The sequence below is a fragment of the Kitasatospora sp. NPDC056327 genome (genome assembly GCF_042261735.1).
In the GTDB taxonomy this organism is placed as follows: Bacteria; Actinomycetota; Actinomycetes; order Streptomycetales; family Streptomycetaceae; genus Kitasatospora.
In genome coordinates this window covers 1-22,188 of the sequence record NZ_JBHJRC010000070.1, presented here as the reverse complement: position 1 = coordinate 22,188, position 22,188 = coordinate 1, and the positions used below count along the sequence as shown (strand labels likewise).

At 76.3% G+C, this 22,188-nt stretch carries 17 protein-coding genes; 9 read left to right on the top strand and 8 right to left on the bottom strand.

Going from position 1 to position 22,188, the window contains the following annotated elements:
- The first annotated feature begins 6 nt into the window (after positions 1-6).
- The 6 genes from ACFCX4_RS13220 to ACFCX4_RS13195 are packed head-to-tail and all read left to right on the top strand — an operon-like array spanning position 7 to position 7,453.
- The gene (locus ACFCX4_RS13220) at positions 7-1,593 is read left to right on the top strand and encodes a KamA family radical SAM protein (protein WP_376141501.1); all 1,587 of its coding nucleotides are present in this window, start codon (positions 7-9) and stop codon (positions 1,591-1,593) included.
- Positions 1,590-2,747 (top strand): RimK family alpha-L-glutamate ligase, encoded by a 1,158-nt coding sequence (locus ACFCX4_RS13215; RefSeq protein WP_376141499.1) that lies wholly within the window; start codon positions 1,590-1,592, stop codon positions 2,745-2,747. The genes ACFCX4_RS13220 and ACFCX4_RS13215 overlap by 4 nt, the downstream gene beginning before the upstream one ends.
- Positions 2,744-4,024 carry a phenylacetate--CoA ligase family protein gene (locus ACFCX4_RS13210; protein WP_376141497.1) on the top strand — a complete coding sequence of 427 codons (1,281 nt, stop codon included), beginning with the start codon at positions 2,744-2,746 and terminating at the stop codon, positions 4,022-4,024. The genes ACFCX4_RS13215 and ACFCX4_RS13210 overlap by 4 nt, the downstream gene beginning before the upstream one ends.
- Positions 4,021-5,316, top strand: a complete 1,296-nt coding sequence (locus ACFCX4_RS13205) for an MFS transporter (RefSeq protein ID WP_376141495.1) — start codon at positions 4,021-4,023, stop codon at positions 5,314-5,316. The genes ACFCX4_RS13210 and ACFCX4_RS13205 overlap by 4 nt, the downstream gene beginning before the upstream one ends.
- Positions 5,313-6,182, top strand: a complete 870-nt coding sequence (locus ACFCX4_RS13200) for an SDR family NAD(P)-dependent oxidoreductase (RefSeq protein ID WP_376141493.1) — start codon at positions 5,313-5,315, stop codon at positions 6,180-6,182. The genes ACFCX4_RS13205 and ACFCX4_RS13200 overlap by 4 nt, the downstream gene beginning before the upstream one ends.
- A 17-nt stretch (positions 6,183-6,199) precedes the next feature.
- Entirely contained in the window at positions 6,200-7,453 is a 1,254-nt protein-coding gene (locus tag ACFCX4_RS13195; protein WP_376141491.1) for a phenylacetate--CoA ligase family protein, read from the top strand.
- A gap of 64 nt (positions 7,454-7,517) precedes the next feature.
- On the opposite strand, the gene paaI is transcribed toward ACFCX4_RS13195, so the two are convergent.
- Complete coding sequence (paaI, locus tag ACFCX4_RS13190; RefSeq protein WP_376141514.1) at positions 7,518-7,913, bottom strand: hydroxyphenylacetyl-CoA thioesterase PaaI; 396 nt, start codon at positions 7,911-7,913, stop codon at positions 7,518-7,520.
- Positions 7,914-8,116: 203 nt separating this feature from the next.
- Positions 8,117-9,568: a WGR domain-containing protein gene (locus ACFCX4_RS13185; protein WP_376141489.1), complete on the bottom strand. Its 1,452-nt coding sequence runs from the start codon at positions 9,566-9,568 to the stop codon at positions 8,117-8,119.
- A 315-nt stretch (positions 9,569-9,883) separates the two neighbouring features.
- Here ACFCX4_RS13185 and ACFCX4_RS13180 point away from each other — a divergent pair, with 315 nt between their 5' ends.
- A complete protein-coding gene (locus ACFCX4_RS13180) occupies positions 9,884-12,745 on the top strand; it encodes a hypothetical protein (RefSeq protein WP_376141487.1) in 2,862 nt (953 codons plus the stop codon).
- A 138-nt stretch (positions 12,746-12,883) separates the two neighbouring features.
- Here the strand turns inward: ACFCX4_RS13180 and ACFCX4_RS13175 are convergent, their stop codons facing one another.
- The 6 genes from ACFCX4_RS13175 to ACFCX4_RS13150 all read right to left on the bottom strand — a co-directional run bounded on the left by ACFCX4_RS13175 (position 12,884) and on the right by ACFCX4_RS13150 (position 19,867).
- Positions 12,884-14,134, bottom strand: coding sequence for a styrene monooxygenase/indole monooxygenase family protein (locus ACFCX4_RS13175; protein ID WP_376141485.1), 1,251 nt, complete (start codon positions 14,132-14,134; stop codon positions 12,884-12,886).
- Positions 14,135-14,377: 243 nt separating this feature from the next.
- A complete protein-coding gene (locus ACFCX4_RS13170) occupies positions 14,378-15,400 on the bottom strand; it encodes a substrate-binding domain-containing protein (protein WP_376141483.1) in 1,023 nt (340 codons plus the stop codon).
- Positions 15,401-15,628: 228 nt separating this feature from the next.
- Positions 15,629-16,060: a PPOX class F420-dependent oxidoreductase gene (locus ACFCX4_RS13165; protein WP_376141481.1), complete on the bottom strand. Its 432-nt coding sequence runs from the start codon at positions 16,058-16,060 to the stop codon at positions 15,629-15,631.
- Between the two features lie 76 nt (positions 16,061-16,136).
- On the bottom strand, positions 16,137-17,015 hold the full coding sequence (locus tag ACFCX4_RS13160; protein WP_376141479.1) for a DUF3592 domain-containing protein: 879 nt from the start codon (positions 17,013-17,015) through the stop codon (positions 16,137-16,139).
- 28 nt (positions 17,016-17,043) lie between these two features.
- On the bottom strand, positions 17,044-18,138 hold the full coding sequence (locus tag ACFCX4_RS13155; RefSeq protein WP_376141477.1) for a hypothetical protein: 1,095 nt from the start codon (positions 18,136-18,138) through the stop codon (positions 17,044-17,046).
- A 238-nt stretch (positions 18,139-18,376) separates the two neighbouring features.
- Entirely contained in the window at positions 18,377-19,867 is a 1,491-nt protein-coding gene (locus ACFCX4_RS13150) for an alpha/beta hydrolase family protein (protein ID WP_376141475.1), read from the bottom strand.
- Positions 19,868-20,124: 257 nt separating this feature from the next.
- Between ACFCX4_RS13150 and ACFCX4_RS13145 the strand changes: the two genes are divergently transcribed.
- Together ACFCX4_RS13145 and ACFCX4_RS13140 are read left to right on the top strand one after the other, a co-directional pair.
- Positions 20,125-21,423, top strand: coding sequence for a sensor histidine kinase (locus tag ACFCX4_RS13145; RefSeq protein WP_376141473.1), 1,299 nt, complete (start codon positions 20,125-20,127; stop codon positions 21,421-21,423).
- On the top strand, positions 21,420-22,082 hold the full coding sequence (locus tag ACFCX4_RS13140) for a response regulator (RefSeq protein WP_376141472.1): 663 nt from the start codon (positions 21,420-21,422) through the stop codon (positions 22,080-22,082). Before ACFCX4_RS13145 ends, ACFCX4_RS13140 begins: the two co-directional genes overlap by 4 nt.
- Positions 22,083-22,188: the final 106 nt, after the last annotated feature.

The following is a 22,188-nucleotide window of genomic DNA, read 5'->3' as shown; positions in this document are numbered from 1 at the left end:
CCCCGGATGGACGACCACCCCGCGACCCACCCACGCACCGTCCCCGCCGCCGGGCGTTCCGCCGCGCCCGCGCACCCGGCTCCGGCCGCACCCCCCGGCACCGCCCCCGCGTCCTCCGCCAGCGCCCCCGCCCCCGCGCCGACCGCAGCGCCCTACCAGTACGTCCGCACCCCGCTGGTGGAACCGGACTGGCGCCGGCTGCCCGGCTGGCGCGGGGTCACCGCGGCCCAGTGGCGCGACGCCCAGTGGCAGCGCGCCCACTGCGTCAAGAACGCCCGCCAGCTCCGGGCCGTCGTCGGCGACCTGCTGACCCCGGAGTTCTACGAGCAACTCGCCGCCGACCGGGCCGGGTTCGCGACCATGCCGCTGCTGGTCCCGCCGCAGCTGCTCAACACCATGGCCGCGCACGCCCCGGCCTCCCCGGAGGCGTTCACCGCCGCCTTCCTGGCCGACCCGGTCCGCCGCTACATGCTGCCGGTGGCCGCCGACCGCCACCCCCGGTGGCCCAGCCACCCCAAGGCCGAGCGCGACTCGCTGCACGAGGCCGAGATGTGGGTGGTCGAGGGCCTCACCCACCGCTACCCGACCAAGGTGCTGGCCGAACTGGTCGCCACCTGCCCGCAGTACTGCGGCCACTGCACCCGGATGGACCTGGTCGGCACCTCCACTCCCCAGGTCGAGAAGGCCCGGCTGGTGCTGCGGCCGGGCGACCGCCAGGAGCAGATGCTCGACTACCTCAAGCGCACTCCGTCGGTGCGCGACGTGGTCGTCTCCGGCGGTGACCTCGCCAATGTGCCGTGGCCGCAACTGGAGTCCTTCCTGGAGCAGTTGCTGGAGCTCGAATCGGTGCGCGACATCCGGCTCGCCAGCAAGGCCGTGGTCGGCCTGCCCCAGCACTGGTTGCAGCCGCGGATCCTGGCGGGCGTGCGCCGGGTGGCCTCGGTGGCCGCCCGCCGGGCGGTGAACCTCGCCGTGCACACCCACGCCAACCACGTGCGCTCGGTGACCCCGCTGGTCGCCGAGGCGGCCCGGGCGCTGCTCGACGCGGGCGTGCGGGACGTGCGCAACCAGGGGGTGCTGATGCGCCGGGTCAACGACACGCCCGAGGACCTGCTGGACCTCTGCTTCGCCCTCCAGGGCGAGGCGAACATCCTGCCGTACTACTTCTACCTCTGCGACATGATCCCCAACGCCGAGCACTGGCGCACCAGCCTGCACACCGCACAGCGCCTCCAGGAGGCGATCATGGGCTACCTGCCCGGCTACGCCACCCCCCGCCTGGTCTGCGACGTGCCGCGCCTGGGCAAGCGCTGGGTGCACCAGGTCGCGGCGTACGACCGCGAGCGCGGCATCTCGTACTGGGCGCAGAACCACCGCACCGAGCCGGAGGCCCGTGCCGCCCGCGACGCCCCCCGCACCGCGCGCGCCGCCCGCCCGGCCGCCGGGGCCACCGCCGCCGGGGGCGCCGTCCCCGAGGTGCCGCCCCGCCACCACCCCTACTACGACCCGGTGGACACCCTGCCCGAGTCCGGCCGCCGCTGGTGGGCGGAACGGGCCGGGCGCCCCGCCCCCCAGGAAGGAGCAGCACGGTGAACGCCACCGCCCCGCCCGAGCCCGCAACCGGCCCCGGCCCCGGCCCCGGCCCGCTGCGCCGGATGTGCTGGATCTTCCCCGACCGCGAGTCCACCCGGACCGGCGCGACCTGGCGCCACTACTTCTGGGACCTCTACGCCGAGACCGCCGAGGAGCTGGGCCTCAACTGGTGCCGGCACGCGCCGGACGCCGTCACCGTGGACGCCACCGACCCGGCCCACCCGGTGGTCTACGTCGACGAGGAGCCGGTGACCCCGCAGGACACCCTGTTCATCACCGCGCTCTACTCGCTGCCGTACCAGTCGATGGACGTCTTCAACCAGTACGCGCTGTACGCGGTGCTGGAGCAGGCCGGCTTCTACCTGCCGTTCCCGCCGCAGGTCTCGCTGATCGGCAACGACAAGCTGGCCACCGTGCTGCACCTCGCCGACTCACCGGTGCCGCCGATCCCCTCGATCCGGATCGGCACCGGCCGCGACGTCGCCAAACACCACTACGAGGTGGCGCTCGGCGGCCTGACCTACCCGGCGATCGTCAAGCCGGCCGGCTGGTGCGGCGGGGGCGGGATCAACCTGGCGCGCGGCCCGGAGGACATCCGGGGCCTGGCCAGCCTCGCCCAGGGCGGCGACACCACGCTGGTCGCCCAGCCCTACCTCGGCGACGGCACCGTCGACTACCGGGTCTACGTGATCGACGGCGAGCCGTTCGCGGTGCTCAAGCGGATACCCGAGCCCGGGTCGCCGGTGGCCAACGCCAGCCGCGGGGGGTCGATGGAGTTCCCGCCGGTGCCGCCCGAACTGGCCGAGGCCACCGCGTACTTCGCCCGGAAGCTGCCGATCCCGTTCTTCTGCGTGGACTTCCTCCACGACGGCGAGCGGTACTGGTTCTCCGAGCTGGAGCCGGACGGGGTGATCGCCCCGGACTTCGGCGACCCGGGGCGCACCCTGCAGCGGGCCATCACCCGGGCCCGGTTCACCGCCTACCGGAACGCCCACGCCAAGTGGCTGGCCGGCCGCGCCGAACCGGTCACGGCCCCGCCCGCCCCACCGACCACGGCCCCATCGAGCACCACCACGCCGTTCACCACCACGCCGTTCTCCACCCCGCCGCCGACCGCCCCGGCGGCCGCCACCCCCCGATCGGACCCCCGATGACCGACGCCTTCTCCCTGCCGCCCGAGGCGGCCGGGCCGCGACTGGCGGTGGCCGCCGCCACCCTGGAACGGCTCCGCACGGTGCCCGAACTGGCCCCGCGCTACGCCGGGCTCCCGGACGGCGTGCGCACGCTGGACGAGCTGGCCGCACTGCCGCCGCTGCTCAAGGACGACCTGAACACCGCCCTCGCCCACCTGGAGCCGCGCAGCGACACGGCCGCCACCTGGCTGTTCCAGAGCGGCGGCTCCACCGGAGCGCCCAAGGTCGGCTACGCGCCGACCGGCTTCTACATGGCCGGGGTGCACGCCCACTGGCCGGTGCTGGAGCGCTCGGACGTGTTCGCCAACGCCTGGGGCGCCGGGCGGATGTGGGGCGCGCACTTCCTGGCCGCGGCGCTCGCCGACCGGGCCGGCTGCCGGGTGATCGCGCTCGGCTCCATCACCCGGGAGGAGTACCCGGACTGGCTGGCCTTCCTCGCCGACCGCGGGGTGACCGCGATCGGCGGCACCCCGAGCGTGCTGCGGCTCTGGTTCGCGCACGCCCGCGCCGCCGGGCTGGAGCTGCCGGCACTGCGCAAGGTGCTGTGGCTGGGCGAGGCCTGGCAGCCGCAGCTGGAGGAGGACCTCGCGGCCGTCGCCCCCGGGGCCCGGCGCTGGGGCATGTTCGGCTCCACCGAGACCTGGGTGGTCGGGACCAACACCCCGGACTGTCCGGCCGACACCTTCCACCCGCTGCCCGAGCAGCTGGTGCACGCCGGACCGGACGGGCTGCTGGACTTCACCACCCTGAACCCCGAGATGCTCAACCCGGTGCTGCGCTACCGCACCGGCGACGCCGGGGAGCTGACCGCCTGCCCGTGCGGGCGGCCGGGCCGGGCGATGCGGGTGCTGGGGCGGCGGGACAACGTCGTCCAGGTGCGCGGACTCGGTCTGCACGTGGACGAGCTCATCGCCCGCGCCGAGCGCGAACCGGGCGTCTCCCGGGCCCAGGTGGTGATCACCGAGGACGGCGGCCGGGCCACCGGCGTACAGGTGCTGCTGCTGACCGACCCGGGCGCCGCGGTGGACCCGGACGCGCTGCGCGCCGAACTGCTGGCCGGGACGTTCACCCTGAGCACCGCCTTCCAGCACGACCCGGAGCACGTCACGGTGCACGCCACCGGCGAGCTGCTCGGCAACGAACGCACCGGGAAGACCGCCCCCTTCGTGGTCCGCGGGGCCCCCCGGGAGCCCGCCGCGACGCCCGCCGCCGCAACCGCCGCCGGGGAGGCCTCGTGAAGCTGCGACGGCCCGAGGACCTGGGGCGCGGCTTCAACCTGTTCTGGGCCGGCCAGACGGTCAGCGTGGTCGGCGACCGGATCACCGTGTTCGTCGTGCCCACCCTGATGATCTTCGTGCTGCACGCCTCCGCCCTCCAGGTCGGCGTGGTGGCGATGGCCCAGTACCTCGGCATCCCGTTGCTCGGCCCGGTCGCCGGGGTGCTGGTCGACCGCTGGGACAACCGCCGCACCATGCTCGTCTGCGACCTGCTGCGGCTGGGCGCCGTCCTGGTGATCCCGCTCGCGTACTGGCTCGACGTCCTCTCCACCCCGCTGCTGTTCGGCTGCGTGGCGGTGATCAGCGGCGCGACCATCTTCTTCAACGTCGGCTATCTGATCGCCGTGCCGGCCGTGGTGCCGCAGGACCGGATGGTCCGCGCCTACTCCCGCCTCGAAGGCAGCAACTCGGTGTCCGAGGTGGCCGGTCCGTCGATCGCCGCCGGGCTGTACAGCGCGCTCGGGGTGGGCGCGCTGCTGGTCGACGCGGCGAGCTACCTGATCTCCGCGACCTGCTTCCGGTACATGCGGCCCTGGGGCGCGCCGACGGCCACCGAGGGCACCGTGTGGGAGCGGCTGACCGTCGGCTTCCGGCTGAACTGGGCCGACCCGGTGCTGCGCCGGGTGGTGCTGGCGGCCGTCGTCCTCAACTCCGGCGGCCCGGTCTTCGTCACGGTGCTGCCCGTGCTCGCCTACCGGGGGCTGGGCGTGTCGGTCGGCGTGTTCGGCGCCGCCATGTCGGTCGGCGCGGTGGGCGCGCTGGCCGGGGCCGTGGTCGCCCCGAGGATCAGCCAACGGCTGGGCCTGGGACGGACGCTGGCCTGGGCGCTGCTGCTGCACTGCCTGGTCGGGCTGGGCGTGCTGGCTGCGCCCGCGCTGCCCGCCGGGCCGGTGATCGCGGTGACCATGGGCTGCTACGGGTTCTTCATGTCCTGCATCAACGTGTGCAGCGCGCCCACCCGGCAGTCCCGGATGTCCGCCGAGCACCAGGGCGTGATGCACGCGGCGTTCCGCACCGTCACCTGGGGCGTGATCCCGCTCGCCGCACTGGCCGGCGGCCTGGCCGTCTCGGCGCTCACCGGCCCGCTGGGCGTCCTGGACGCCGCCCGCTGGGTGATGGCCGGCGGCACCCTGCTGGCCGCCTGCTCCTTCCTGCCCGCGCTCGGCGTCCAGCCCCGGCTGGACGCCGCCGCCCGCGAGGAGCGGCGGGAACCGGCCGACGCCGCGCCGGAGCCGGCGGAGAGCGCGTCATGACCGGGCCCGAGGTCCTGCTGGTCACCGGCTGCTCCTCCGGCATCGGCCTGGCCACCGCCGTGGCCGCCGCCCGCGCCGGGTTCACCACGGTGGCCACCCTGCGCGAGCCCGCCCGCGCCGGGGCGCTGCTCACGGCCGCCGACGAGGCCGGGGTCTCGCTCGACGTCCGCCGGCTCGACGTCACCGACCCGGCGTCCGTGACCGCCTGCGTCGACGGCGTCGCCGCCACGTACGGGCGGCTGGACGCGGTGGTCAACAACGCCGGCGTCTCCAACTCCGACCCCACCCTGGAGATGTCCACCGACGCCGCGCTGCGGGCCAACCTGGAGGTGAACTTCTTCGGCGTGATCGCCGTCAGCCGGGCCGCGCTGCCGCTGCTGCGCGCCTCGGGCGGCCGCCTGGTCACCGTCGGCAGCGTGCACGGCGTCGTCGGCCAGCCGTTCAACGAGGCCTACTGCGCCGCCAAGGCCGCCGTCGAGGGCTTCATGGAGAGCCTGGCCCCGGTGGCCGGCGCGCACGGCGTCCGGGTGTCCGTCGTGGTCCCCGGCTTCGTGCCCGACACCGCGTTCGGGATCTTCCCGGACATCGACCGGCACACCGTCGAGGCCGCCTCCGGCCCGTACGCGCCGACCTTCGCCGACTACCTGGCCTGGGTCGGCGGCCAGGGCTGGGAGGGCGCCGGACAGCCGGCCCACGAGGTCGCCGGGGCGGTGGTCCGGACGCTGCGCGCCGAGCGGCCCGCCTTCCGCGTCCCCACCAACGCCTGGGCGGCCGACTACCTGGCGCAGAAGCTCGCCGACCCGGACGGCTCGGCCGTCCAGACCCTCGCCCGTACCTGGATCGGCCGCGCCGAACCGGACCGTTAGGACCTCAGGAGCCAGCCGTGCCCGCCAAACCCCTTCCCGAACTGGTCGACTTCGCCCGCCGCAACTCCCCCTTCTACGCCGAGCTCTACCGGGACCTGCCGCCCCGGGTCGAGCACCTCACCGAACTCCCGCTGGTGGAGCAGAGCGCCTTCTGGGCCGCCAACTCCTGGCCGGACAACCGCCTGCTCACCGGGCCGCTGCTGGACGCCGGGGTCTACAAGACCGGCGGCACCACCGGCGTGCCCAAGTTCTCCCCCTGGACCCGCACCGAGCACGCCGACTCGGTCACCGCGTTCGGCGCGGGGCTGGTCCGGGCCGGGCTGAAGCCCGGTCACCGGGTCGCCAACCTGTTCTGGGCCGGCCAGCTGTACGGCGGCTTCCTCTACATCGAGAACGCCCTGCACCACGCGCCGGTGGACAACGTCCGGCTGCCCGTCGGCGCCGCACCCGACGACTACATCGCCGGGCTGATCGACGACTTCGGCGTGGACGTGCTGGCCGGCGAGCCGATGAAGCTCAGCTCCGTCGCCGAGCACCTGGTGAAGGAGGGCAGGACCGCCGAGCGGATCGAACTGCTGCTGTTCGGCGGGGACCTGCTCTTCGCCGACCTGCGGCCGATCCTCTCCCGGGCCTTCCCCAACGCGGCGGTCGCCTCGATCGGCTACGCCTCGGTGGACGCCGGTCTGGTCGGCGCGCCGGTGCCCGACGGCGACGTCCGGGTGCACGAGGCGTTCCCCCACCGCACCGTGGTGGAGCTGGTCGACGACACGACCGGCGAGCCGGTCACCGGACCCGGGGTGCCCGGCCGGGTCGTGGTCACCAACCTGTTCCGCACCCTGCTGCCGATCCTGCGCTACCCGACGGGCGACCGCGCCGAGTGGGTGGACGCGGCGGGCGGGCCGTTCCGGCTGGTCGGCCGGGCCGACGAGGGCGCCCGGGTCGGCACGGTGGCGATGCCGACCGAGGAGATCCGCGCCGTCCTGCTGGCCAACGACCCGGACCAGGTCATCTCCGGGATGCAGCTGGTGCAGCGGCGCTGGGACGGCCGGGACGGGCTGATCCTGCGGCTCGGCCACACCGGGGAGCCACCGGCCGGTCTGGCCGAGCGGCTGGCCGGGGCGGTCTACCGGGCCCGGCCGCTCTACCCGGAGAACGTGGCGGCCGGGGAGATCCACGACCTCGTGGTGGAGTGGGTGCCGCGCGCCGAACTGGTCACCAACCCGCGCACCGGGAAGCTCCGGCAGGTCGTCGACGAGCGCCCGCCGGCCTGACGCGCGCGCCGTGGGCGGGGAGCCGCGCCCCCGCCCACGGCGTCCGCCGTACCGCGCGCCGCGATCAGCCCGTGTGGGGCGTTCCGGCGAGCATCACGCTCTGTCCGCGGAATTCCGCGATCACCTTTTCCGCGGCATTTCGCACCGTCACGTCGTAAACACCGGTCCGCCCGGAACGCGTGCGTTCCACCGCCAGGGCCGTCAGTTCGTCCCCGACCGCCGCCGGCGCCAGGAAGGTCACCTGCGCGGCCTGCGCCACCGTCACCGGACCGTAGCTGTTGCAGGCGTAGGAGAAAGCGGCGTCGGCGAGCAGGAAGAGAAAGCCGCCGTGCGCGATGCCGTGCCCGTTCACCATGTGCGGCCCCACCGTCATCCGCATCACCGCGTGCCCGGTGGACACCTCGTCGAGCGCGATGCCCAGTCCCCGGCAGGTCAGGTCGCGCTCGTACAGCGCGGCCATCCGGGAATTCGGCCCGGTGGCCTCCGCCGAATCGGCGGAATCCGTGACGGCCGCGGTGTCCACGCCCATGACGCCCTGCTTTCCCCGGGAACAGCCCGAAACGGTCGGTGTGCCGTGCGTGCGTATTGCACCCGCATTACACCGAGGCCCGAGACGGGCTGTCAACGGCCGACAGGCGTGAACGGAGAGTCCGTCGGGGGAACTCAGAGCAGCCGCTTGATGTCCCCGCGCGCCCGGTAGAACGAGCCGCTGCCGGACTCCAGCACCTCGGCCACCAGGTACCGGGCGCCCGCCACCCGGATGTCCTTGGGGAACTGCACCCGGCGGTTCGCGTCGAAGCCCGGCGAGACCACCCGCACCCGCAGCCGGGCGCCGTCCTGCACGCACTCCACCTCGATGCCGCCCGCCGCGCCCGCCGAACCGACGGCCACCGACTCGATCGCGGCGCCGGCCACCGCCGCCGTCCAGCCGCTGCCGTCCACCTCGGCGGCCTGCGGCAGCCGGCCCTCCTCCGCCGCGCGCACCGCCTCCTCGCTCGCGTCCAGGCAGACCAGCGAGCCGTCCGTGGTCACCAGGTAGAGCCTGCCGTCGCGGTACTGCATGCTGTACGCCGAGCCGCAGCCGGTGCCCAGCTTCCACAGCCGGGTGCCGTCGGCGGCGAAGCAGTACACCGAGGAGTGGTTGTCGCCCGCGAACACGTAGCGGCCGTCGGGCGAGGCCGCGCACGAGAAGACCGCCGCGTCGCAGCGGTAGCGGGCCGCCTCCGAGCCGTCCGCCTTGCGCAGCCGGTGCACCGAGCCGCGCGAGGTGCCGGCGAACACCTCCTCCCGCTCCTGCCAGCCGAACAGCACCGCGCCGTCGGTGGCGGTGTGCCAGACCGGGGCGCCGCCGCGCGCCGCGTACCGGGACACGCCGCGCGAGTGGCCGTGGTAGACGCCGTCGCTGTCGCAGCGCACCATCCAGCCGTCGGTGCCCTCGGCCTTGCGGCGCCACTGGAACTCGTCCTCGTGGTCGACGGTGGTGATCCCGCCGCGCGCGTCGGCCACGCCGAGCACGCCGTCGTGGATGTCCAGCCAGTAGATGTCGACGTCCTCGGCTATCTCGTACGCCACCCGCGGCACCTTGCCGCCCAGGTCGTACACCTTGCCGTCGTCGCAGCCGGCGTAGATCCACCAGTCGTCCGCGACGATGCACTTGACGCCGTCGGGCAGGCCGTAGCGGCCGGTCACCCGCCCGTCGTGGGTGAGCGTGTAGACGTCGCCGCTCTCGTTGCCGACCCAGGCGTGCTCCTCGCCGACGAAGATGCCGAACGCCGCGGTGCCGGAACGGAACCGCCACAGCACCGGAGCCTGGCGGGCCGTCGAACGGGTGCTGACGATCGCCCGGCGCGTCACCGCGCGGCGCTGGCGCATGCCGCGCACCGCCGGGGCGTAGCCCTTGCGGACCTTCTCGCCGATCTTCCTGGCCGCCGCCGAGGCCGCCTTCTCCGGCGAGGGGTAGCTGGTGGTCTTGGTCTGGCCGCTCTCGCCGATCCGCCCGTAGGTGATGGTGACCTCCACCCCGCTGACCAGGACCTCGTAGAACTTGTGCGCGCTGCCGGTGTCCTCGGACAGCTCCAGATAGGTCGACTGCGCGTCGGTGGCGGTGGCTGACATGGCGTGGGCCCCTTCCGGGCACGGCGAGACGGGGGTGGGAGGCGCAGCGGGCGCGAAACCCGGCGACACCCCAGAACCTAGCCGCCCGCACCGACAACGGCCCACCCGGGCCCGTCCGGTGCCGTCCGCCGGTCCGTGCGGCACCGGTCCGTGCGGCACCGGCCCGGCACCGGTCCCCGCCGGGTGCGGTTCTGCCCGAACGGACCTTCCGCGCGGCGCCGCCCTCTGGGAGCATCGTCCGCTATCCGGTCACCAGGCACCGGGGGCGGTGGCGCCCGCGCCGGAAGGACGGGCCACGGGGCGGGGAGAGAGCGGATGCAGGACCTGGCCCCGGCCGCACCCACCCGTCCGGCGGCGGGTCCCGGGCACCGGCCCGCCCGGTGGGTGCGCACCCGGCTGCGGGCCGCCCCCTGGGGCACGCTGCTCAACGCCGTCCTGGTGTTCACGGTCGTCCTGCTCTGCACGGGCCTGCCCCGCGGCGTCGACCGGGGCGAGGACGCCGCCCTGCGCGACTTCCTGCGCGGCCGCGGCGTCGGCGCGACCAGCCTGGTCACCAACGCCGACCTGCGCCCGGACGACGACGCCGCGACGCTGGACGCCGTCGCCGAGACCCTGGTGGCCCGGGCCGGCGGGGAGTTCCGGATCTCGGCGAGCGGGCCCGTCCACGGCGTGCGGACCAAGCAGCCCCGGGCGCTGACCGACCCGCAGCTGTCCCGGCCCGACGGCCCCGACCCGAAGCTCGAACTGCGCCACCTCGCCGGGCTGTCCGGACACGCCGACCTGACCGGGGGCCGGTGGCCGGCCGCCGCCCCCGCCGACCGGCCGCTGCAGATCGTGGTGTCGCAGGCCACCGCCGAGAGGCTGAACATCCGGATCGGCGACGTCCTGCACCCCGAACCGCACCTCCGCGCCGCCGCGCCGGAACCGGGCACCGAGGTGGTCGGCACCTTCCGGGTCCGGGACGAGGCCGACCCGTACTGGACCGACGTCCACTGCCTCGCCCGCCCCTGCCTCAGGATTCCCGACACCTTCGAGTGGAAGCGCTGGTGGGAGGCGACCGGGCTGACCGGCGGCGACGACCTGCCCCGGCTGCGGAGCTGGGCGGAGGGCGGCCAGCTCTACTGGCGGCTGCCCGTCGACACCGACGCGCTGCGCGCCGACCGGCTGCCCCTCGCCGGCCGGGACCTCGCGAGCTACCTGACCGGCCCCACCGCCGCCCGGCTCGCCGCCGAGACCGGCCGGGCCGACCTGCGCAGCTTCTCCGCCCTGCCCGACCTGTTCGCCCTCGCCACCGCCCGGCGGGACGCCGCCGCGCCGCCCGCCGCGATCGGCCCGGCCGGACTGGCCGGCGTCGTGGTGGTCGTGCTCTGCCTGTCCGCCGCCCTGGCCGCCGACCGGCGCGGGCCCGAACTGCTGCTGCTCCAGGCCCGCGGCGGCTCGCGGCGGGGCGTGCTGCGCCGGCTGCTCGGCGAGGGCGCCGCGACCGTCCTGCCCGGAGCCGCGCTCGGCCTCCTGCTCGCCCTCCTGCTGCTGCCCACCCCCCGCTGGGGCGCCGCCCTGCTCGCCGGGGCGACCGCCGGCGGGTTCGCGCTGCTCGCCTTCCCCGCCCGCGCGCTGCTGCTCCTCGGCCCGCGCGCCGACGGCCGCGCCCGGCCCCGGCGCGGCGGCGCCCGCCGGGTGGCCGGCGAACTCGCCCTGCTCGCCCTGACGGCCGCCGCCGTGGCCGAGGTCCGCCGGCGCGGTGCCGCGCCACCCGGCGCCGGGATCGACCCGCTGCTCGTCGCCGCCCCGCTGCTGATCGCCCTCGTCACCGGCCTGCTGCTCGCCCGGCTCCAGCCGCCGCTGATCGGCGCCCTCGCCAGGACCGTCGGCCGCCGCCGCGGCGCCGTCGGCTTCCTCGGTCTCGCCCGGGCCGCCCGGGGCTCCGCCGGGCACCCGCGGCCGTCCGTACTGCCGATGCTGGCGCTGCTGCTCGCCGTCACCACCGCCGGGTTCGGCGCCGACGTCCTCGGCGCGGTCGACTCCGGCCGCACCCGCGAGGCCCGCCACGCCACCGGCGGCGACGTCATGGTGGCGGCGCCCACCGCCGCCGCGCTGGCCCCGTCCTTCGCCGCGGCGGCGGGCCGGCTGCCCGGCGTCCGGGCGGCCACCGCCGTCACCGTGCAGACCGACGCGGCCGTGCTGCGCCCCGGGCAGCGCCACCTCACCGTCAGCCTGGTCGTCGTCGACCCGCCGGCCTACGCCGAGATCGCCCGCACCGTCGGCCGGGGCGCCTTCGACCCGGCGCTGCTCGCCGCCCCCGACGGTCCGGCCTGGCCCGACGGGCGCGAGGTGCCGGTCCCCGCCCTGTACTCGCGCGGCCTGGTCGAGCAGCTCGGCGGACGGGCCGGGGCGGAACGGATCTACCTGAGCAGCAACAACGAGCTGCGCGCCCAGTACGCCGGCACCGTCGACAGCACCCCCGCGCTGCGCGACTCCACCCACCCGTTCGTCGTCCTGCCGGCCGGTCCGGCCACCACCCGGCTACCCGAACTCGGGCAGCACGGCCACTGGTTCGCCGTCGGCGACATCGACGAGTCCGCCGTCCGGCGGCTGATCCACGAGCTGCCCGTCCACCCGCTGCTCGCCGACACCGCGCGGCTGACCGGCGTCCCGGCCGTCGGCCCGGAGCCCGAGTCCGTCCCCGACGGCTACCTGGTGCGGACCGCCGCCGCCTTCACCGCCGGCCTCGCCCACGACCCGCTCCAGGCCGCGGCCACCCGGGTCTTCTGGACCACCACCGCCGCCGCGGGCGGGTTCGCCCTGCTCGCCGCGCTGCTCACGCTGCTGCGCGCCGCCCCCGACCGCGCCGCGGCGCTCGCCCGGCTGCGCACCATGGGCATGCGGCCGCAACAGGGCCTCGCGCTCATCCTGGCCGAGACGCTGCCGCAGACCGTCCTCGCGGCGGCCGGCGGCGTCCTCGCCGCGGCGGCCGCCGTCCTCCTGCTCGGCCCGGCCCTCGACCTGTCCGCCCTGCTCGGCACCCCGGTCCCCCCGGGCCTGCCGCTGGACGCCGCCGCCGTCCTCCCGCCGGCCCTCGCCCTCACCGGCCTGGTCGCCGCCGGGGTCCTCGCCGAGGCGCTGCTGACCGGCCGCCGCCAGATCGCCACCGACCTCTGGGTCGGCGACGCACCCTGACGGCGACCGGCGTCCTGCTCACCCCCGCTCAGCCCCGCTCACCCCCGCGGCCCGGCACCCGCCGCACCGCCTCCACGACGGGCACGCCCGTTCCCGGAGCCCCGGGCCCGGGCCCGGTCCCGGTCCCGCGCCCGGGGCTCAGTGGCCGTCCGGGGCCGGCGCGCCGACCGAGGCGAGGTAGGCGGCCGTCAGGTCCGCGGTGGCGAGCCAGTCCGCGTGGTCGGCGGGCGAGGCATAGGTGCTGGCGAGGCGGCGGGCCACCGGCTCGTGGGCGGCGGCGGCCGCGAAGACCGCCTGGAGGTGGTCGGGCATGGTCAGCAGCGCCGCGGTGAGCGCCACGCCGTGGCGGGCGTGCCGGTCCCAGAACTCCTCGAAGAGCGCGGTCATCCACTCCTCCGTGAACGGCGCGTCGCCCCGTTCGAGGACCGCCCGCAGGTAGGCGTCGGCCGCCAGGGCCGCGCTGTTCGCCCCCTGACCGGTGATCGGGTCGTTCACCACGACCGCGTCGCCGATCCCGAGCACGGGCACCCCGCCGGTGGTGCGGGCCACCGGACGGCGCACCACCGGGGTGATCGCGCCGTACAGCGAGGCCCCGGCGTCGGTCGGCTCGGCCTCCGCCCACAGCTCGGCCTCCCAGGGGAGGTGGAACGCCATCAGCTCCCGCATCCTCCGCAGCTGCTCGCCGCCCGGAGGACGGTCGCCGAAGCAGTCGAGCGGACTCCCCGGCAGCGCCTCCCAGAGCAGGATGTCGCACCGGCCCGACAGGGTGAGGGCCGGCTGGAGGTACAGCTCCCCCAGTCCGGGCAGCGCGTGCATCCGCGCCCTGGGCCCGGCGGCCGGGTCGGGGGCGCCCACCCCGTGCGCGTACAGCGCCGTCAGCCGCCGCTGCGGCGCGTCGAACGGCGAGCGGGCGGCGTCCCGTTCGAAGATCCCGGCCAGCTCGCCCCGGCCGGCCGCGACCACCGTCAGCTCGTGCGCCGCCGCCAGCTCCGCCAGCCCGGCCCGGTCCAGCTCCCGGTACTCGACCCGCCCACCGCGCTCCTCGACCAGCGACAGCCGGCGCGCCATCTTGATCCGCTGGTCCACCGACTGCGCCGGCTCGTCCAGCGTCATGGTGAACTCCAGTGCCCGCACGCCGGGTTCGGGCACCAGCGCCGCGTCCACCGACCGCACCTGCGGCGCCGTCGCCTCCCACTCGTCCAGCCCGGCGGCCCGCTCCACCCGCAGGGCCGGCCCGAACATCGCCTGCGTCGACAGCACCGGCCCGCCCAGCAGCTCCCCGGGCGTCCGGGCCGACACCACCGTCACCTCGTAGCCGCCCGCCCCCAGCAGCCCCAGTGCCAGCTGCAGACCCGCCTGTCCCGCCCCCACCACCGCGATCCGACGCACCGGAACACCCTCCGTCTTCGGCGATCAAAGAAGGTGATGCTACGTCAGTTCGGCTCCGCGGCAACCGGTCAGGACGGCATGCGGCCCGCCCGGCCGGACGCCCGTGGCTCCTGGGGCTCCCCCGAACTCGCCCGCACCACCAGCTCGGCCGCCGGCTCCACGCCCCCGCCCGCCGGCGCCTCCCCGCGGACCTGGGCCGGCCGGTCCGCCGGGCGGACCGGCTCTCCTCGCGTCCGTACGGGATCAGGTGGTGACGACGAAGCTGCAGTTGGGGATCGGGACGAAGCCCTGGGCCACGATCGTGGCCGGGTGCTGGCAGATGAAGCCGCTCGGGCCGAAGACGCCCAGCAGGGCCGCGCCGTGGGCGTTGGCACTCGTGTACTCGGAGGTGCGGACGACGTTGCGGAGGATGCGGCCGAACAGGGTCGCGTGGAACGTCCCGCTGATGCTGTTGCCGGCGCCGACGGGTGCGATGCCGTTGATGCTGCGGACGGTGAGCGTGCCCGGGTTCTCCAGGGACGTCGCGTGTCCGCGGTACACCTGGTCGACGTAGCGGCCGACGGAGTAGGGGAACACCACGTCCGGGTCGTTCAGGGCGGGGTCGGTGCCGCGGTCGTTGCGCGGACCCGAGGTCACGCAGCCGCCGGGGGCCACCGGGGTGACGCCGCCGCCGAGCGCCTTGAGGAACGCGGCCCGGGTGTCGGAGGCCGGCGGCGGCAGGTAGGGCCTGATGGTGGTGTTGGGCCAGGCCGGGTTGATCTGCGACCAGGTGGTGGAGGTGCACTCGTAGATGTTCCTGAGCTGGGTGGCCGTGAGGTCGGCCGGGGCGTTGCCGCCGCTCCTGGCCGCCCAGGTGACGGCGTCCTTGGCGAAGCCCACGAAGCTGAGCCCCGGCGGGTCACCGGCCTCCGGGCCGCGCGAGGCGCGGGAGTAGTCGAGGGACGCGGTGGTGGTCGCGGCCAGCGCGACCGCGCCCGGCCGGGTGCCGTCGGGCCGGGCGATCGGAACCGGCGCTCCGGTCTTGGGCACGATCGGGCTGCTCCCGGTCGCGTCGAAGCCGTACAGCCGCCGCTGCACCGGGGGGATCGACGCGTTGTAGTCGGTGGAGGTCTGGGTCATGAACCACTGGGTGGTGTCCACCCCGACGCCCACCAGATCGGCCGGCGCCGGAAGACCCCCCGGCTCCGGATCGGCCACCGCGGCCGGTGCCGACACCGCGGCCGCACACACGGCGGCCGCCAACCCCGTCATCACACGGGCAGCCATCGAACGCATCGAAGATCCCCTCCCGGGCGCCATCCCCGTCCGGCCCCACCGGCCGGCGGTGGGGCCATCATCACCGGGCACCCGGACGCCGACAACGCGGCTTCTCCTCCAACCCCGCTCGTCCTGAACGGACTTGGAGCACCCGACCAGCAGAGGACCGACGGAGGCGCCCGGGCCCGCCCCCAAGAGTTCTTCCCCCGGCCACCCCTCCCGCGCCGTCCGGCCGGGTCAGCCGACCCTGGCGCCGTAGACGCGCTCGACCGTCAGGGTGACGAGGACCCGCCGGTCGGACACCATCACCGCCCGGTACTCCTCCCAGTCCGGGTGCTCACCGGCGGCCGACCGGTAGTACGCCACCAGCGCCTCCACCTCCGGCCCGTACGGGTCGGTACCCGGCCCGACCAGGGAGACCACGCCCTCCGCGGTGGCCCAGGACAGGCCGTCGGCGCTCGTCACCTCCAGGGCGGCCCGGGGGTCCCGGCGCAGGTTCGCCGCCTTCGCCGTGCCGTTCCTGGTGGAGACGAGCACGGCACCGGCCCCGGCGTCGTAGAAGGGCATCACGGGCGAAAGCTGCGGGCGGCCGTCGGCCTTGATCGTGGCGAGGACGCCGAGCCGGCTCTCCGCCAGCAGCGCGTACGGGTCGAACGGTGTGGTGGTCATGGGACGATCATCGGGGTTCACACCGGTGTGAGGTCAAGGACGACCCGGCATGTCGACCGCCCGGCCCTCCGCTCCCCTACCGGAGCAGCAGCGCCCCCGCCGCGGCCGTCGCCGCGAACACGACGAGCACCACGGCGTTGAACACCGCGTCCGACCCCTGCGAACGCCGGTCGGCCTCGCGGTCCAGCGTGAAGTCGGCCGGATCGTCCGGTACGTGATGGACCGTCACCTCCAGGCCGCGGGCCCCGGCCGGATCCGGCAGGTGCTCGGTGCAGTGGGCGGTGACGACCGTGCCCCCGCGGGTGGTGAAGGACACCACCGGCGTGACGGTCGTCGAGGTGTGGCCGTCGTCCTGGTCGACGCTGACGTCCCTGAGCACCGCCACCACCTTCCCCGGCACGGCCTCCATCGCGGCCAGCCGGGCGAGCCGCCTCCCCCTCGCGCGGACCGTGCCGGGCAGCAGGGCCGCCGAGTACAGGGCGCACGGCCCGGCGCCCGCGACCAGCGCCCACGGCCAGCCCCGGTCGAGCGCCAGCAGCGCCACCAGCCCGGCACAGACCAGGAGGAGCGCGAACGTCGGCAGCACCAGGCCGCGGCCGCGCCCGTGCGGCAGGACGGCGAACCGGTAGGCGTGCGGCCGGCCCCGCGGGTGGGTGACCCCGATCTCCCGGCCCTCCCACGCCACGGTGATCGGCAGGCCCCGCTCACCGTCGTTCGTCACCGTCACCCGCCGCCCCGACCCCGGGTCCGCCCCCGGGTCCGGGTACGAGACGACCACCGAGATCCCGCCCCGGCGCGACCCGCCGTGCCGGGGCTCGCGCACCCGGTCGATCCGCCCTGTGAGCCGGACCGTCCGCTGCGCCCCGGTCACCCCGGCCAGCGACCTGCCGTAGCCGACCAGCGCCACCGCGCCCCACACCGCGCACCAGAGCCACAAGGCCTCCGTCCAGCCCACGCGCCCGCCCCTCCCCGCACCGATCCGGTCAACGCCCGTTGCGCCGGAGCACCGTACCCCGGCCGTCCGCCTCCAGCGTCCCCGCGCTCCCCCCGGCACCCGTCACCGAGACCCGGAGCACGAGCGGGCCGGCCACGCCGTCGGCGGTCAGCTGCCAGCCCTGCGGGGAGGCGACCCCGAGCGACGTCCGGGCCTCCTCGACCAGCGCGGGGATCCGGTCGAAGGGCAGCGAACGCGGGTCGAACCCGGGGGCCGCCACCCCGGCGGGCGCGAACACGACCGTCAGCAGGCGCTCCTGCACCACGACGGTGAGCGCCCGGCGCCCGTCCCCGCCCTGCGTCAACGACTCCACGGACCGGCGCAGTTCGTCCCGGTCGAGCATCGACTGCCCCGCTCCGAGCGAGACCGTGCCGCTCATCGAGGTCACGGTGACCGTCGACGAGGTCACCGTCGTCGACGACACCACGACCGGCCGCGGCCCGGCGCCCTCGTCCCCGCCGCCGAACAGCTCGGCCCGGTACAGCAGCAGCACACCGCCCACCCCGAGCAGGAACCCGAGGACCACCAGCAGCCCGCCGGCGCAGCCACCCGCCTCCGGCTTCCGCAGCGCCGGACCGGGCACCGTGTCCAGGTGCGCCGCGTCCGCCCGCTCCTCCCACTCCGGCGTCGGCCGCCGCACGATCCGCACCGCCCACGGCCGGTCCGGCGGGTACTCCACCACCACGACCCCGCCCGGCCGGTGGTCGGCGAGCTCGACGAGGTTGACCTCCTGCCGCGCCTCCACCCGGAACGCCGGCGCGCCGTCCGGCACCACACCCAGCTCGAACCGCACCGGCACGTCGCTGCCCTCGCCCCCGAGGACGTCCCGCTCCTCGATCACCGCGAGCGCCGTCCGCGGCGCAACCGCCGCCGCCCTCGCCCGCCGCGGCGCGGTGGCGAGGAAGAACAGCAGCCCGTACACGGCGGGCAGCACCAGCCCCCCGACGACCGGCACCGCCTCCCCCATCACGCACCCGCCGACGAACGCGGCCAGCGACACCCCGGCCACCCCGCCCGTCAGGAACCCCAACGCGAGCCCGGCCGGCGTCTCCTTCGTGGGCGGCGCGCCCGCGGTGATCGTCATACCGCCGATTCTGCCCGCCCCCCGCACCCCCCACCAGCCCCGCCCCCTGCTCCGGCCCTTCCGGCCCTTCCGGCCCGGAGTCGTCCGGTGTGCGGCGATGGTTCTCCACCGATCCTGCGGGGTCGGCGACTTCGCCGCCCCCGCTCGGGCGCGGCCCTCCGGACGGTGGTCCCGGCGGCCTCGGGCGGGGTTGCCGGGTGGGGCGCGTGGGGGTGGGGCGGGGTGGGGCGACGGGGGGTCAGTGGGTGGTGGGGGTGGGTGGGTAGGTGGTGAGGTCGCCGTAGGTGCGCAGGGGGGCGGAGGGGTCGGTGGGGGCGGGGCGGAGGGTGGCGTCGAGGAAGGCGAGGGTGGCTCCGGCGACGACGCGGGGGCTGCGGGTGCGGCCCAGGGAGCCGACGACCGAGGGGACGGGCGGCAGGTAGAGGGGGCCGTCCATGAAGGTGAGGTGGGCGGCGCCGGGGACGGTGACGCGGTAGCCCGTCGCGGTGGTGGCGCCGAGCGCCTCGGTGAGGCGGGGGACGTAGCGTTCGTCGGTGTCCGGGGTGATGGCCTGGGTGAGGACGAGCGCGGGCCGGCCGAGGGCGGGCGAGGCGGGACCGTGGGGGAAGCCGTCCAGGTCGACGACGGCGGCGAACCGGCGGTCCTGCCGGGCCGCCTGGAGGGCGGCGGCGCCGCCGATGGAGTGGCCGGTGACCGCGGCGCGGGCGGTGTCCAGGCGGCCGGTCAGCGGGTCGGCGGGCTCGCCCCGGTCCAGGCCCTCCAGCCGGGTGAGGACGAAGCCGAGGTCGGCGGCGCGGATCGCCGTCCAGCCGGCCGCCAGCTTCTCGTCCTGGTCCCGGTCGCCGCTGGAGGCGGTCTCGCCCATGATCGTCCGGCCGTCGTCGAGGACGACGGCGGCGGAGTCGTAGGGGTGGTCGAGGGCGGCCACCACGTAGCCGTGGCTGGCGAGTTCCTCCGCCCAGGCGGTGTTCTGGGTGCGCACCCCGCCGGAGCCGGGCGAGAACAGCACGACCGGGAACCGGCCGCCCCCGGCCACCGGGGCGCCGACGACCGACCGGGTGCGGGCGCGCGGGACGCCGTCGACCAGGAAGCCCGGCAGGCCGACCCCCTCGGCGATGGCCCCGGCGACGGTGCGCGCCTCCTGCTCGGTGCGGCCGAGGTACTGGGCCCGCGGGGTGCCTTCGGGGCTCCGCAGGGCGGGGTACCAGAGCTGGACGACGACCGTGCGCCGGTCGTCCGGGGCGTCGGTGAAGGTCTCGGGGCGGCCGGGGTCGGTCCACTGCACCACCCGGGTGCCGACCGCGAAGTCGCCCGACGGCTCGGGGAACACGGGCACGGGGAAGGCCCAGGCGGCCACCGGGCCGGCGGCGATCAGCCCGGCGCAGGCGAGCGATCCCGGCAGCGCCAGCCACCAGCGGGCCCGCCACGCCGCCCGGCCCGGCCGGCGGCGCAGCAGCGGGGCGGCGGCGAACGGCAGCACGCAGGCGGCGCCGGCCAGGACCGGCAGCAGTTGCCAGCGGATGCCGGTGAAGCAGAGCACGGCCGTCGGCAGCAGCAGCACCGCGCCCGCCGCGACCGTGCCGCGCGGACGGACGGCGGGGGGCAGCCAGCGCGCCGCCACCAGGGCGAAGGCGCCCAGCAGGGCGAGGATTTCGAGGGGGGACATGGACGGTCCCGTGATGATCTCGGTCACCTCGTCATCGTCGGCGCCGGGCGGACGCGGCCGCATCGGCCCCGGGTCGCCGGCGGGTGGGCTCCGGGTCGCGATCCGGGGCGGGCGTCCTGCGACCCGGGGAGCAGCCGGACGGGCCGGAGCGGCGGCCGCGCTGCGACCCGGGTGGCAACGGGCCTCCTCCTGAGGTCTGACCCCGGCGCGCCGCGATCAGACGCCGGACGCATGCGCTCCGGGGGCGGGCGCCCTACCGTGACAGGGCGACGGTGGTCCCGGCCGGGGCCGCCGCGGAAGCGAGTCAACAGGAACGTGCGATGACCGAGGCGGCGGCCGCGGAGTCCGGCCGTGCCCACCGGGTGCGCGACCGGGGCCCGGAGCGGGACCGGGAGCGGGAGCAGCGGCGGGAGCGGGACCGGGGCGTCGTCCGGTGGTGGGCGGGGGCGGCCGCGCGCCCGGTGACGGCGGCCGGGCGCCGCGGCTCCCGCGTGCCGCCCGCGGCGTGGGACGCGCTGCTGTCCGCGCTCCTGCTCGTCAACGTCCTGACCACCCACCCGCCGCACGAGCTGCCGACGGCGCTGGCCCTCACCGCCGCCCTCTCGCTGCCCCTGCTGTGGCGGCGCCGGGCCCCGCTCCCGGTGTTCGGCGCCGTCGCGGCCGCGGCTCTCGTCCAGTGGCTGGCCGGCGTCCAACTGCCCGCGGACGTCGCCGTACTGGTGGCGCTGTACACGGCGGCCGCGCACTCCGGCCGGCGCGGTGCGCTGGCCGCCGGCGCCGTCGTGGAGGCCGGGGTCCTGCTGGCCTGTCTGCGCTGGACGCCGGAGGGCGCGTTCCTGACCCCCTTCGTCGCGGTCACCGCGACGACCGTGGCCGCCGCCGTCCTCGGGATGAACGTGCACACCACCCGCGCCTACCTGGCGGCCATGGAGGAACGGGCCACCCGGCTGGAGCGGGAGCAGGAGCAGCAGGCGCGGCTGGCCGTCGCCGAGGAACGGACCCGCATCACCCGGGAGATGCACGACATCGTCACCCACAACCTGTCGGTGATGGTCGCGCTCACCGACGCCGCCGTCTACGCCCAGCACCGCTCCCCCGAGCGCGCCACCGCCGCGATGCTCCAGACCTCCGAGACCGGCCGGCAGGCGCTGACCGACATGCGGCGCTCGCTGGGCGTCCTGCGCACCGGCGAACCGGACGCGGAACGCCACCCGCTGCCCGGCATCGCCCAACTCGGCGCCCTCGCCGAGCAGATGTGCGCCGCCGGGCTGGCGACCGCGCTGGCGGTCGACGGCGGCCACGCCCACGTTCCCGCCACCGCCCAGCTCACCGTCTACCGCCTGGTGCAGGAAGCCCTGACCAACACCCTCAAGCACACGCCCGCCGGCACCCGCGCCGAGGTCCGGATCGGCTGCTCGGCCGGCGCCGTCACGGTGGACGTCACCGACAGCGGTCCCCGCCCGCCGCTGCCCGCCGCCGCGCCGTCCGGCCACGGCATCCCCGGGATGCGCGAGCGCGCGGCCGCCTACGGGGGGACGCTGCGGGCCGGGCCGCTGCCGGACGGCGGCTGGGGCGTCCACACCCGTCTCCTGCTCGGCGGCGGGGCGGTGGCGGCGTGACGATCCGCATCCTGATCGCCGACGACGAGGCGCTGCTGCGCATGGCGTTCGGCACGGTGCTGGACGCCCAGCCCGACATGGCGCCGGTCGGCGAGGCGGCGGACGGCGAGCAGGCCGTGCGCCTGGCCGGGGAGCTGCGCCCCGACGTCGTCCTCATGGACGTCCGGATGCCCGGGACCGACGGGATCGAGGCGACCCGGCGGGTGGTCGAGGTCTCCCCGGGGAGCCGGGTGCTGATCCTCACCACCTTCGACCTCGACGAGTACGCGTTCGCCGGTCTCAACGCCGGTGCCTCGGGGTTCCTGCTGAAGAACACCAGGCCCGAGGAGCTGCTCACCGCGATCCGCAACGTCGCCGCGGGCGACGCGGTGCTCTCCCCCCGGGTCACCCGGCGGCTGCTGGAGAACCTCCGGCCGAACATCCCCGACGGCCGCGCCCCCGTGCGGGACCAGCGGCTGGGCCGGCTCAGCGCCCGCGAGCGCGAGGTGCTCGTCCAGGTGGGCCGGGGCCTGTCCAACGGCGAGATCGCGGCCCGGCTGTTCCTCGCGGAGGCGACCGTGAAGTCCCACCTGGGCCGCGTCCTGCAGAAGCTCGAACTCCGGGACCGGATCCAGGCCGTGGTGTTCGCCTACGAGAACCGCCTCGTCCACCCGGCCTGACACCGGCCCGGGACGACGGAACGGGTACGGACACGGGTACGGACACGGATGCCGGAGTCGGCCCCGCCGCCGGCGCCGTGCCCGGCGCACCGCCGCCGCGCGCGGG